The organism is Microbulbifer regidiadema (SeqCode), from assembly GCF_052467605.1.
This window is the reverse complement of sequence record NZ_CP174316.1, coordinates 4,114,830-4,128,290: the sequence shown is the minus strand read 5'-3', so window position 1 is coordinate 4,128,290 and position 13,461 is coordinate 4,114,830. Positions and strand designations below refer to the sequence as shown.

Annotated in this window: 8 protein-coding genes; 5 read left to right on the top strand and 3 right to left on the bottom strand. The window is 52.9% G+C overall.

The annotated features are described in order from the left end of the window. Window position 1: 1 nt before the first annotated feature. From ACJJIF_RS18675 to ACJJIF_RS18665, 3 genes are all read right to left on the bottom strand, one after another. Window positions 2-1,597, bottom strand: a complete 1,596-nt coding sequence (locus ACJJIF_RS18675) for a S41 family peptidase (protein ID WP_444929786.1) — start codon at window positions 1,595-1,597, stop codon at window positions 2-4. 211 nt (window positions 1,598-1,808) lie between these two features. Continuing rightward, the gene (gene pntB, locus ACJJIF_RS18670; protein ID WP_444929785.1) at window positions 1,809-3,200 is read right to left on the bottom strand and encodes a Re/Si-specific NAD(P)(+) transhydrogenase subunit beta; all 1,392 of its coding nucleotides are present in this window, start codon (window positions 3,198-3,200) and stop codon (window positions 1,809-1,811) included. A gap of 15 nt (window positions 3,201-3,215) precedes the next feature. Next, entirely contained in the window at window positions 3,216-4,763 is a 1,548-nt protein-coding gene (locus tag ACJJIF_RS18665; RefSeq protein ID WP_444929784.1) for a Re/Si-specific NAD(P)(+) transhydrogenase subunit alpha, read from the bottom strand. 775 nt (window positions 4,764-5,538) lie between these two features. Between ACJJIF_RS18665 and ACJJIF_RS18660 the strand changes: the two genes are divergently transcribed. The 5 genes from ACJJIF_RS18660 to nirB all read left to right on the top strand — a co-directional run bounded on the left by ACJJIF_RS18660 (window position 5,539) and on the right by nirB (window position 13,420). Further along, a complete protein-coding gene (locus tag ACJJIF_RS18660) occupies window positions 5,539-6,126 on the top strand; it encodes an ANTAR domain-containing response regulator (protein ID WP_444929783.1) in 588 nt (195 codons plus the stop codon). Between the two features lie 7 nt (window positions 6,127-6,133). Then, on the top strand, window positions 6,134-7,198 hold the full coding sequence (locus ACJJIF_RS18655; protein WP_444929782.1) for a CmpA/NrtA family ABC transporter substrate-binding protein: 1,065 nt from the start codon (window positions 6,134-6,136) through the stop codon (window positions 7,196-7,198). A 180-nt stretch (window positions 7,199-7,378) separates the two neighbouring features. Continuing rightward, window positions 7,379-8,842 carry a NarK family nitrate/nitrite MFS transporter gene (locus tag ACJJIF_RS18650; protein WP_444929781.1) on the top strand — a complete coding sequence of 488 codons (1,464 nt, stop codon included), beginning with the start codon at window positions 7,379-7,381 and terminating at the stop codon, window positions 8,840-8,842. Further along, a complete protein-coding gene (locus ACJJIF_RS18645) occupies window positions 8,832-10,607 on the top strand; it encodes a bifunctional protein-serine/threonine kinase/phosphatase (RefSeq protein WP_444929780.1) in 1,776 nt (591 codons plus the stop codon). The genes ACJJIF_RS18650 and ACJJIF_RS18645 overlap by 11 nt, the downstream gene beginning before the upstream one ends. 275 nt (window positions 10,608-10,882) lie before the next feature. Then, window positions 10,883-13,420, top strand: coding sequence for a nitrite reductase large subunit NirB (gene nirB, locus ACJJIF_RS18640; protein ID WP_444929779.1), 2,538 nt, complete (start codon window positions 10,883-10,885; stop codon window positions 13,418-13,420). Window positions 13,421-13,461 lie beyond the last annotated feature (41 nt).

Here is a 13,461-nt window from a genome sequence, read left to right as displayed (position 1 = left end):
TTTATTTCACCATTATACGATTACTGCGGGAGACTTCTTTGGTGACTCGCGCATCGAAAACCGGAGCACTCTGGCTTTCACCCGAGATAGAGAATGCGCTGACTGCAATATCCCCACACTCTCCTGTCTCGATGTAATTTAGCGCAGTGGCAAAGCGCGCTTCATCTTCATCACCCAAGAGGTTATCAAAGTCGTCACCAATCACACAGCCGGGTAAATCGGCGTCAGTGCCGTAGCTACCATTGGGCATAAAGCCGTCAGAGTAATCGCCAAAACCTTTTGCATTCACTCCGGAGAACTGAATGGTGAAGTAAGTAGTGCCACAATTATCCAGCGGGTAAAAACCATAGGGCTTACCGCAGGTGGTCTCACCGATCTGAATAACCTCAATATCGATTCCACGCAGACCATTGATAATGGCCTCACTGGCAGAACAGGTATTTCCGCTGGTCAGAACAAATAGGCGTGACAGATTTAAAGTCGGTAGTTCTCGCCCATATAAAGAGTCGTCAATAAAACCCAGACCGGTTGAATGAAAAGGAGTTCCATCCAGCGGCTCTCCAGTAATAGGGTTGGTTTCCGGGTGCTGATCATTGAACTGGGCGGTTTCAAATGTTCGCCCTACCGTAACATCACCGGCAATCATATAGGCGAGCTGAGCAGCTAGATCGAGATAGCCACCGCCGTTATAGCGAAGGTCCAGAACTAACTCATCAACAGATTCAGATTCGAGCTGGGTAACCGCATCAATCAGTTCCGCTTCTGCGGTCCCAATATGCTCATTGAACAACATATAACCAACTTTGTGGCCCGACTCCGTCACCTGGGTTTTAACATATTGCACAGGGTCAGATTGCACCGGCGCTGCAACCAAAGTAACAGTTTCAATCGTTGAGGAACCCAGGGGTCTGATTTCAAATTTGTGAGATTCCCCCTCGGCTGCCGGCCACATACCGTAATTTAAGGTATCGACATCATCACCGTAAGCCAGGTCAACACCGTCCACACTGATAATTTCAGCACCCCGGGTTATAGTATCCGGCAGATCGCCGCCGTTTTCCTCATCCAGATACGCCACTACCGCCTTGCGTGGTGGTGTGCTGGAAAGTAGCGCCCACTGAACCCCATAACCGACGTAAACCCCGGATTCGGTTTCCGATATCCATTCATCAGTTGGAACCGTGTAATGGAAGCGATCTTTTTCCTGGCCGGAGGCCGTCAGGGCAAACGTTCTCAGCTCGTCGAAATAAGCCAGGGAATCGTCAAAATCAGCGGGGTTCTGATCTTCAATTTCGTCGTACCACAAGTAGAGCTCATTGCTCATTGAGCGCAGCCAGTTATTCTCATTCTCACGAGTGCCCGCTACATCTGCGTACGCAGAATCCGTTACCGGGTTGATGCCGCTGCGGGGAGAGACGCACCGGTTTACATAGGTTGAGGAGGGCAAAAAGTTACCCTCTTCCCAGGTGCCGTCAACAACGGTCGGTGAATCCGGCACATCCCCGGAATCAGAGCCGCCGCCTCCGCAGGCAGCCAAACCCAAGGCTCCCAGAGTAACAACCCCGGTTAAAGCGATCTTACGCAGACGGATTTCCATCCCAAACTCCTTTTAACCCTTCTATTTGTAAAGATACGTAAAGATGCGAAGCCTATCACTATTTGCTCAGGGTTCAATAGCCAAATTTTTCATCAAAAAAAATAATCAAAGCTAAATGCAAAAGGGCCTGGGGAAGTGCCTTCTAATGCGCACCACTCCAAGCCCTTCACTGCAAAACAGGTTAATTGCTTTTAATCACCCCGGTCAATAATTAACCGCTGAATTTACCCAGCACCCCCTGCAAGCTATCTTTCGCATCACCGAAAAGCATACGTGTGTTTTCTTTGTAAAACAGTGGGTTGGCAACCCCTGCGTAACCGGAGGCCATGGAGCGCTTGAGCACAACGGTTCTTGCAGCCTTCCACACTTCCAGCACCGGCATACCCGCAATAGGGGAACCGGGCTTTTCCACTGCATCCGGGTTTACCGTGTCGTTAGCACCGATCACCAGAACCAAATCCGTACTGGGAAAATCCGCATTAATTTCATCCATTTCCAGAACGATATCATAGGGCACATTAGCCTCGGCCAGGAGCACATTCATATGTCCGGGAAGCCGGCCCGCCACCGGGTGAATGCCAAAGCGCACGGTTTTACCTTTTTTTCTCAAGCGATCGGTCAAATCGCTCACCGCTTGCTGGGCATGGGCCACCGCCATACCAAATCCCGGCACAATAATGATACTGTCCGCCGCATCCAGGTCATCCGCCAGCTCCTGCTGCTCGATGGCAATCGCTTCGCCGTCGACCTCTTCATCGGAGACTTCGCCCCCATCAGAACCAAATCCACCGAGAATCACGCTGATAAACGAGCGATTCATGCCCCGGCACATAATGTAGCTGAGGATGGCACCTGAAGAGCCAACCAGAGCGCCCACCACAATCAACAGATCATTGCCCAGCATAAATCCGGTAGCGGCTGCGGCCCAACCGGAATAGCTGTTCAACATAGAAATAACCACCGGCATATCCGCTCCGCCAATGGCGGCTACCAGGTGAATGCCCAGCAGCAGTGCGATTGCGGTCATTAGCAGTAAATTGATCACCGTGCTCGCATTGACATCTGCCGGCACAAACAGCCCACCAAGGACAACACAGGCCAAAATGGCAATCAGGTTGAGCCAGTGGCGGGCGGGTAGCATCAGCGGCTTTCCGGATACCAGTCCCTGTAATTTACAGAAAGCTACCAGAGATCCGGTCAGGGTAATTGCTCCAATAAATACCCCCAGGTAGATCTCAGTGCTGTGGACAACATGAGCGGCCCCGTGCAATTCCACAACCGGATCGAGGAAACCACCCCAGCCAATCAACACCGCAGCGAGACCGACAAAACTGTGCAGCAGCGCCACCATCTGCGGCATTTGGGTCATAGCCACACGCTTGGCCAGTGCCAATCCGATCACCGCTCCGACAATCATGGCGGTAGCCACCATCCAGTAAGCCCCAGCGGCCACACCGGCAATAGTGGCGATAATGGCAACCGCCATTCCCACCATGCCGTAAGTATTTCCCCTGCGAGCCGTTTCGTGGCTGGACAAGCCTCCGAGACTTAAAATAAACATCACTGCGGAGAAGAGATAAGCCATTGCAATCATACCGTTCATCACTCTCTCCCCTCCTTAGCGGCGAAACATTTTCAGCATGCGGTAAGTCACAAAGAAACCACCGAATATATTAATACTGGCCACCAGCACGCCAATAAATGCGAGCAGACTGACCAAACCCGAACTGGTAACACCCAGCTGTACCAACGCTCCGACAATGACAATGCCGGAAATAGCATTGGTAACACTCATCAATGGTGTGTGCAGCGCGTGAGTGACATTCCAAATCACCTGCCAACCGACAAAAATGGACAGGACAAATACGGTAAAGTGAGAGACAAAGTCCGCCGGTGCCACGCGCCCCAGCCACAACAATAAACCCGCAGCCACCGCCCAAAATGCAAAAATCGATAGGGAGGAATTTTGCTTCTCAGCTTTCTCCTCAACAACTTTTACCTCCTCAGCGGGTTTTGCCGATGGCTTCGGCTGCGCGGAAATTTTTGGTGCGGGCGGCGGCCAGGTAATCTCACCGGACTTAACGACTGTGGCACCGCGAATAACTTCATCATCAAAGTTAAGATCTATCTCGCCATCCTTTTGCGGGGTTAACTCCCCGAGCAGGTGTGCGAGATTGGTTGAGAACAGACGCGAAGATTGAGCCGCTGCGCGGCTGGGCAAGTTGGTATAACCGAGAATAGTGACGCCATTGTGCTCCACTTTTTCATCGGCAACGGTATAGTCACAGTTACCGCCCATTTCCGCCGCTAAGTCCACCACCACAGAGCCCTTGGGCATACTGTCGACCATATCTGCGAGCCACAGCTTGGGGGCGGGTCTCCCCGGAATCAGGGCAGTGGTAATTACAATATCCACTTCTTTGGCCTGCTCGCGGAACAGCGCCATTTCAGCATCGATAAATTCCTTGGACATCTCCTTGGCATAGCCACCGGAGCCCGAGCCCTCCTCCTCAATTTCTACGGTAAGGAATTCGGCCCCCATGGATTCCACTTGCTCGCGCACTTCAGCGCGGGTATCGAAGGCCCGCACAATGGCCCCCATACTTTTTGCTGTGCCTATTGCAGAGAGCCCCGCAACACCGGCGCCAATAACCAGTACTTTTGCTGGAGGAATTTTTCCTGCGGCGGTGATCTGTCCGGTAAAAAATCGGCCAAAATTATGCGCCGCTTCCACAACTGCGCGATAACCGGCGATATTTGCCATAGAGCTGAGCGCATCCATTTTTTGCGCACGGGAAATTCTTGGAATCGATTCAACTGCTAAGGCATTGATATCGCGCTCGGCAAGCTTTTGCAGAAATTCGGCATTCTGTGCCGGCTTTATAAAAGCGATCAGTGTAGCCCCTTTGGGAATCAGAGCTAACTCTGGATCAGTGGGCGCCTGTACTTTTAATACTATCCCCGCATCGGCCAAACACTGCTGTATATCCTCACGGATTTCAGCACCGGCTTCAGCATAAGCGTCATCGGTAAAACTGGCTCTGGTACCAGCCCCCCTCTCCACCGCTACGGAAAAACCCAAATCGCGTAAGCGTTTTACGCTATCAGGAGTTGCTGCAACACGCGCCTCTCCCTCTGCGGTCTCTCTAGGTATGGCTATAATCACCGCCGTGCCCCTCTTAGTTGATTTTATGAACTTACCGCTACATCTACCTCAAAAAGTATTGGATTGCCCAATTTATAAACAGATCGAGTGTAAACGTCGCTACAGGGGATGAAAAGAGGAATAATCTGATAGCCGTAATTGGTGAAATTTATAAGGCTAGAATTCCAGCGAGTGCTGTAGCCATAAATAGACAAGTCAAAAGTTGTCTCACCCATAACCTTTTCTCGGCAAAAGGAAATATCAAACGCTCTCGACCACACCCGCCCGAAAAAGCCCGGCTGCATCGGATGGCCTCGACATGATTCACAGCAAATTTCTCTCCTGAAACCCGTGCCTCAACAGGGCTGACAGTCACGAAAAAACAAAAAATTACAAAGAGCGGGCATTTATTCCGATTTTTTTTGTAAATGTAAATCTCAGCAAAAATAGCGCATTACTCGAATTTAATCGAAAAACTACATCTAAGCATCAATTTGTAATAAAAAAATAACGTGTGAAATGATATTTAACTCAAACTATCGTCCCAGATTAAGACAGTTTTGCTTCCCTGGAACTGAATCACATTTTTCACGACAAAAATAACCCTAAGCCCCCCACTTGTGCAGAAAAAGTAATATCCGCAGAATGTCGCACTATAAAAAGTCGTAACTACCAGATGTATCTCATGGAATTAGAGAAATATATTTGTCTTCCCGCCTCAGCGCACTTGGCACAACTATTGATTAACAATTGGGGAAACCTCAGTAAAGCTGTTAGATAAGTGCCGCGATAAACTGTGACTAATCCAAGCCCTGGAATCATGCTGGTCGATGACAATCCCGAGCGATCCCGCCTGGTTTGTGAGCGATTACGTGCAGCTGGCTATACCATTCTCGCCCAAGTGAGCAGTGCCGAGGGACTGCTCTTTCAGGTGGAGAAATACCGCCCAGATATTGTGTTGATTGATATCGAATCCCCCGATCGGGATATTCTGGAAAGTCTGGCCGTAGTCAATCGTGAAGCACCCACCCCGGTAGCGATGTTTTCCAGCAGCGGCAACGCAGACTTTATCAGCCGCGCTGTCGATTCCGGTGTGAGTGCTTATATGGCAGAGGGCATTACCCCCGAGCGCGTGGCACCGGCGATAGAAATCGCCATGGCACAATTTAAGCAGTTCCAGCAATTGCGCCTGTCCCTTGAGCGCACTCAGCAACAGCTATCGGAGCGGAAGGCGATCGAGCGGGCTAAAGGACTGCTCATGGCCAGAAAAAATCTCAGTGAAGAGGAGGCCCATAAAACCTTGCGCAACCTCGCCATGAACAGCAACTCAACGATGCATAAAGTTGCGGAGCAAGTTGTCCACCACTTCCAGAGTGAGCATTAGAGTACCGATGTCAGCCCTTCTGTGTCCGGAAAAAAAGACCCTCAAACTGCTTTACTTGCGCCTGACCGACAGCGCGCCGCTGATTGTCGCCAAGGAGCAGGGCTACTTCCACGAGTTTGGTTTGGAGGTAGAATTACAGCGAGAGACCAGCTGGGCCACCCTGCGCGATAAATTAATTGGCTGCAAAGCGGATGCTGCCGCGATGCTCGCCCCCATGCCTCTCACACTGGAACAGGCACTGCCCAACTGCCGCGAACGCTTGCTGAGTGGATTAATTCTCAGCTGCAACGGCAATGGCATTACCCTATCGGCAGAGCTATTCCAGCGCCTGCAAAATTACTGCGAAGGCGATTCACACCGCGATATTGCCTCGGCACTGAAACGTTACCTGCACGATAATAAATTCCCCCCCACGGTCAGGCTCGCTACGGTTTATCCATTTTCCAGCCACAGCCTACAATTGCGCTACTGGCTGCGCTCTGCCGATATCGACCCCGACCGGGATATCAAACTGGTGGTCTTACCCCCCGAGCAAATGCTGGAAAATCTCAACAGCGGTATTATCGATGGCTACTGCGTAGGAGAGCCGTGGAATTCCCTTGCCGCCCACAAGGGCAGCGGTGTCATTATCGCAGCCTGCAATACCCTACTGCCGGCAATGCCGGAAAAAGTACTGACCGTTACCGACAGCTGGCACCAGGCCAATCCAGCGACCCACTTGGCGCTTAGGGCCGCGCTGCTTAAAGCCTGTACCTGGCTCGCCTCGCGGGCACACAGGGCAAGCGCAGCCAAACTGTTAGCGCAGAGAGAATATCTCAATCTCCCTGAGGAACTGATTCATCGCTCCCTCAATGACCAGATTCTCTACCGGCGGGACCGCGAGATCCTCGCCAACCCCGGCTGGCACCTGTTCGCCCACCAAGACAACGATTGCGGGCGTCCAAGCCAGGAAAAAGCCCGCCAACTTCTAGAGATGTATTCAGAGTTGGACGAGTCTGCGCTTCGTGCAGCAGAAGCTTTTCGCCCAGACCTCTACCGTCAGACAGTGGAATTCCTAGCCGCACAAAAATAATGGCACATTAATTGAATGGAAGTAATTTGATGATGCAATGGCTTTATCTCGGACGCATCAGCACGGTGAAGGGGTTATTCGCCGAACATAACGGGCAACGAAGTCCATTACCTGCAACCAGGCGGCTGCGGTTTTGGGCTTTTTTTGTGTCTGCGGAATTAGTAAACAAAGGAAATATGTATGTCCAGTGACTCTCTCAATCTATTCTCGTTCCGCGGGAAGATTAAGGTGCTCCACCTAACCTGGGTGGCCTTCTTTATCACTTTCTTTGCCTGGTTTAACCATGCTCCCCTGTTGATGGCAATCTCAAAAAGTCTGTCGCTAACACCGGACCAGGTAAAAACCCTGCTGATTTTAAATGTCGCCCTGACCATCCCCGCCCGTATTGTGATCGGGATGCTCACCGATAAATACGGCCCCAGACTCACCTATTCACTACTACTGGCCATCGGTAGTGTGCCCTGCTTTATTTTTGCCCTGGCAGATAATTTTGCTCAAGCGGCAATCGGTCGCTTCCTGCTCGGCTTTATCGGTGCCGGATTCGTCGTGGGTATTCGCATGGTGTCAGAGTGGTTCCCCGCTCGACAGCTGGGTACGGCCGAAGGTATCTACGGCGGCTGGGGTAATTTTGGTTCCGCAGCCGCAGCCATGTCCCTGCCCACCATTGCCCTGTTTTTTGGTGGTGACGACGGCTGGCGCTACGCCATTGGACTCACCGGGGCTATCGCGCTGGTTTACAGTGTTATTTACTACTTCTCAGTAACCGATACCCCCAAGGGCTCAACCTACTTCAAACCCAAAAAAATCGGCGCTATGGAAGTCACCAGCACCGGGGATTTTATCCTGTTACTGGTGATGAAGGTGCCCATGTATGCAGCCCTGGCCCTGCTCACCTGGAAATTATCCAGTGGCGTAGCACTGATATCCAACCTGGCCGCCAACCTGATTTATGCGGGCCTGGCACTGCTCTATCTACTGGATGCGCGCAAAACTTATAGTATTAACCGCGAAATATTCAGCAATCCTCCCGCGCCGGTACACCGCTATAAGTTCAAGCAGGTCGCCGTATTGAACCTGCTTTATTTCGCGACTTTTGGCTCGGAACTGGCCGTCGTATCCATGCTGCCCCTGTTCTTCTCCGAGACCTTTACCCTGGACCCGGTAAAAGCGGGCTTGCTGGCCTCCGCCTATGCCTTTATGAACCTGATGTCGCGCCCTGCCGGTGGGTTGATCAGCGATCGCTGGGGACGCAAATCCACCCTGCTGGTGCTGACTGCTGGCCTGGCACTGGGCTACTTCACTATGAGCCTGATCGACGCCGAGTGGCCTTTGTACCTGGCGGTCGCTGCGGCAATGGCCTGCTCTTTCTTTGTGCAAGCTGGTGAGGGAGCGGTATTCGCCGTAGTCCCCCTGATCAAGCGTCGCCTTACCGGGCAGATTGCCGGTATGACCGGTGCCTACGGCAATGTGGGCGCGGTATTCTATCTCACCGTTCTCAGCATGGTGTCTTACCAGACCTTTTTCCTGGTAATCTGCGCTACCGCACTGCTCGGCTTTGCCGCCCTGCTTCTACTGGAAGAACCGGAGGGACAAATGGCAGAAGTACACCCTGATGGCAGCGTCTCCATGATCGATGTCGCCTAACACCGACCTGTCCACAGCAGCGAGCAGCGACGACGCCAAGCTCGCTGCGACCAACGGTTCGCAGGGCCATAAAACCAATGCCCTGCAACTGTTCAGCGCCTCCTGCGCCGGTCTTCGCCCACACAATGACGATGCCTGCGCAGTGCGGCTTGCCGAGGGCGCTGAGTTACAGTGCCACGGCAGCCTCGCCGCCGTGGCCGACGGTGTTGCCACCGCCGACGCCGGCGGTGAAGCGGCCCGCGCCGCCATCAACGGATTCTTTGCCGATTATTACAGCACGCCCCAAACCTGGTCGACAAAACACGCCGCTGCCAGAGTTCTCCACTCACTTAACAGCTGGCTGTTTCGACAAAGCGGCGGCAGTAGTGAAATTAAACGGGGCTGGCTGACCACCTTTTCCGCCATTATTTTTAAAGGGACCAGCGCCCACTTGGTGCATATCGGCGATTCCCGTATCTACCGGCTGCGCGGCGAAAAATTAGAGTGCTTGAGCCGCGACCACAGCCACGCCCTGGGACCGGGGCGCACATTTTTGAGCCGCGCCCTGGGTATGGATGCCCATATTGATGTGGACTATCGCTGTGAAGCATTACAGCCTGGGGATATTTTCCTGATCAGCAGCGATGGTATTCACGACTTCCTGTCAGAGGCGGAGGTGACTGAGCTGCTGCTCAATTTTTCCGAGTCGACCCCGCAGCAACTGATTAATAGCGCTCTGCGAGCGGGCTCCATCGATAACCTGAGCGCTGTCACCTGCCGGATAGATGCTATTGGGCTGCCCCTGTGCGATGAATTGGCCATGCGCAATCGCGAGCTGCCATTCGCACCAGATCTTCGTCCCGGGCAGCAACTCGATCACTTCCTGGTTTTACAGGAGTTGCATGCCAGCAGCCGCAGCCAGCTGTATCTGGCTCGCGATCTCAATAGCCAAGCATTGCGAGTCATAAAAACGCCCTCGGTAAATTTCTGCGATGACGCCCACTATATCGAGCGGTTTATCGCCGAGGAGTGGAGCGGGCGGCGAATTTGCCACCCGGGCATTATCAAAATTTTCCCCCCACCTCCCGACCGACGCTGCCTCTACCATATTCTCGAGTATATCGAGGGGCAGACCCTGCGACAGTGGATGCAATTAAACCCCCAAGCACAAATTTCCCAGGTGCGGGAGTTGATGGCGCAACTGGTTAGTGCGCTGCGCAGCTTGCAGCGCTTGGAGATCGTACACGGCGATCTCAAACCGGAAAATATTATGATGCGCAATGACGGGCGCCTGGTGATCATCGATCTCGGCGGCGCCGATGGGCCGGGGCTCAGGGAGCAGTTACACCTGTGTGCGGAATCCGTTCCCGGCAGTAAAAATTATGCAGCGCCAGAATTCTTTTTTGGCGATAGCCCCAGCCACCGATCGGATATCTTTTCTCTGGGAGTGATTGCCTACGAATTGCTCACCGGTAAATACCCCTATCCAGAGCGCTTCGGCAGTTACCACTACCACTTAAAGAGCTACGCGCAAATGCGCTTTACCCGCGCCGCCCTACACCGCGACGATATTCCCCACTGGATAGACGGTGCCCTGCACAAAGCCTGTGCCGCTGACCCCAAAAAACGCTACAACGCCCTATCAGAATTTATCCAGGACCTGCAATCCCCCAACCCTGAATTTAAAGCGCCGCAGAACCGTCCTTTACTGGAGAGAAACCCCGTTCTTATCTGGCAACTATTGGCTTTAGCGCTACTGCTCTCACATCTGCTCTATCTCTTTTAAGCTAATACATAAAATTTGAACAAGCACTTTTGCAGCGCAAAAACTTTGTTAAATGCACCACATTGTCGCAAAAATTGTGGACAATCAGGCCAACTGCGCTTTATTACTAGAAATAAAACTGGCATAGAGATTGAATGTATTTAAGCACCAACAATTTATTCCCCCATTACGAGGCAACGGCGCCTGTACTCTTCGGCAGAAGAGGAGGCGCCCCTGCCATACCAACGGGGCCCACCCCCTGCCGAATAAAACGAATCGAGACGGCAGGATTGTAAATGACGGACAATGTTAAACAGCAAAAGTTGATTGTGATTGGCAACGGTATGGTCGGGCACCATTTCCTCGAACAGCTCGCCAATCATCAGCGGGCTAACTCGTTTGCTATCACCATATTCTGTGCAGAGCCCCGCCCCGCCTACGACCGGGTTCACCTCTCCGAATACTTTGCCGGACGCACAGCGCAAGATTTGTCCATGGGCAATCTCGCTCAGTATCAGCAGTGGGGATTTAATCTCCTGCTCAACGACAAAGTAGTGCAAATTGATCGGGACAAGAAAACCGTTATTTCCGCAAGTGGCGCCAGTCACGCTTACGATCAATTAATACTCGCCACCGGCTCCTACCCATTTGTGCCACCAATTCCCGGGCACCAGCACCAGCGCTGCTTTGTCTATCGCACCCTGGAAGACCTCGACGCAATCCGCTCAGCTGCCGCCAGCGCAAACAGTGGCGTTGTTGTCGGCGGTGGCCTGCTCGGCCTGGAGGCCGCCAATGCCCTGAAAGCCCTCGGGCTCGAAGCCCACGTTGTCGAGTTCGCACCAGGTCTGATGGCCACCCAGCTGGATGAAGGTGGCTCCGCTTTATTGAGAAAAAAAATTGAAGCACTCGGTGTTCAGGTACACACCAGTGCCGCCACCGAACGGATTGAAGAGATCGACGGCCGCCTGCGTATGCAGTTTAGCGGCGGTCAAACGCTATTCACCGATATGATCGTTTTCTCTGCGGGAATTCGCCCTCAGGATGAGCTGGCAAAGTCCTGCGGGCTGGAGCTGGGGGAACGCGGTGGCATCGTTATTGACAGCCACTGTCGCACTTCCGATACGAATATTTTTGCAATCGGCGAATGCGCGCTCTACGACCAGAAAATTTTTGGCCTGGTCGCTCCCGGCTACAGTATGGCGCGCACCGCTGTCGCGCAACTGACTGGAGGAGAAGAAAGTTTTAACGGTGCGGATATGAGCACCAAGCTCAAACTGCTGGGTGTGCAAGTTGGCTCTATTGGCGATGCCCACGGCCGCAGCGAGGGCGCCGCTGCAATTACCTTTGTGGACGAGCAGAGCGGCGTTTACAAACGTATGATCACCGACAGCGAAGGGAAAAAACTGCTGGGCGCGGTGATGGTGGGAGACACCGATGACTATGACACCCTGCTGCAATACCACCTCAATAGTATCGACCTCCCCGAACATCCGGAACAATTAATTTTACCGGCAACCGATGGCGTCGCTCCCGGGTTGGGTGCCGCCGCACTACCCGCCTCTGCCACCGTATGTTCCTGTCATAATGTGAGCAAAGGCCAAATTATCGACGCGGTTGCCGCTGGCTGCCACTCTCTCGCCGAGGTTAAGGATGCCACCAAAGCATCCACAGGTTGTGGCGGTTGTGCGGGACTGCTGAAGAATATCGTCGACGAAGAGTTGGCGGCGCTGGGCATGGAAGTGAGCAATCACCTATGCGCTCACTTTTCCTTCTCCCGCCAGGAGTTATTTCACATTATCCAAGTGGAGGAAATCAAAACCTTCAGTGAATTATTGAGCAAACACGGCTCCGGGCGCGGCTGTGAAATTTGTAAACCCGCCGCAGCCTCCATATTTGCCTCCCTGTGGAATGAACACATTCTGGAGCAGACCCACGTCGGCCTACAGGATACCAACGATACCTTTATGGCGAATATGCAGAAAAACGGCAGCTACTCTGTCGTTCCGCGTATTCCCGGCGGCGAGATCACACCGGATAAGTTAATCGTGATCGGTGAAGTGGCCAAACGCTACAACCTCTACACCAAAATTACCGGCGGCCAGCGTATCGACTTGTTTGGCGCACGGCTGGAACAGCTGCCGGAAATTTGGCGAGAACTCATTGATGCCGGTTTCGAAACCGGACATGCCTACGGGAAATCGCTGCGCACAGTGAAATCCTGTGTCGGCAGCACCTGGTGCCGCTTTGGGGTTCAGGATAGTGTCGCTATGGCCCTGCAAGTGGAAAACCGTTACAAGGGACTGCGCGCTCCACACAAAATAAAAATGGCCGTGTCCGGCTGCACCCGTGAGTGTGCCGAAGCACAGAGCAAAGATATCGGAGTTATCGCCACGGAAAAAGGTTGGAATCTATTTGTGTGTGGCAACGGCGGCATGCGCCCCCGCCACGCCGATCTGTTTGCCACCGACCTGGATGACGAAACACTTATCCGCTATATCGACCGCTTGCTAATGTTCTACGTACGCACCGCAGATAAATTACAGCGCACCTCGGTGTGGTTGGAAAATCTCGATGGGGGCCTGGATTACCTGCGCGAAGTCATTATCGATGACAAGCTGGGCATTTGCGCGGAGCTGGAAACCCAGATGGCCCGCGTTGTCGGCAGCTATCAATGCGAGTGGAAAACGGCCATCAACGATCCGGAAAAGCTCAAGCGCTTTCGCCAATTTGTCAATAGTAACGAAACCGATGAAAACATTGTTTTCGTTAACGAACGCGGACAGCCGCGTCCTGCTGCCACTGACGAGCTAGTGGAAACCAGCGAATCCCTCTGAAGTTGTACCCGGCGGCGCAAGCCGCCGGTTTTACTGCAATA

What these genes read in the sequence shown, in the direction of transcription:
- ACJJIF_RS18675 (WP_444929786.1), bottom strand. Translation starts at nt 1,597, where the DNA reads ATGGAAATCCGTCTGCGTAAGATCGCTTTAACCGGGGTTGTTACTCTG.
- pntB (WP_444929785.1), bottom strand. Translation starts at nt 3,200, where the DNA reads ATGAACGGTATGATTGCAATGGCTTATCTCTTCTCCGCAGTGATGTTT.
- ACJJIF_RS18655 (WP_444929782.1), top strand. Translation starts at nt 6,134, where the DNA reads ATGTCAGCCCTTCTGTGTCCGGAAAAAAAGACCCTCAAACTGCTTTAC.
- ACJJIF_RS18650 (WP_444929781.1), top strand. Translation starts at nt 7,379, where the DNA reads ATGTCCAGTGACTCTCTCAATCTATTCTCGTTCCGCGGGAAGATTAAG.
- ACJJIF_RS18645 (WP_444929780.1), top strand. Translation starts at nt 8,832, where the DNA reads ATGTCGCCTAACACCGACCTGTCCACAGCAGCGAGCAGCGACGACGCC.
- nirB (WP_444929779.1), top strand. Translation starts at nt 10,883, where the DNA reads ATGACGGACAATGTTAAACAGCAAAAGTTGATTGTGATTGGCAACGGT.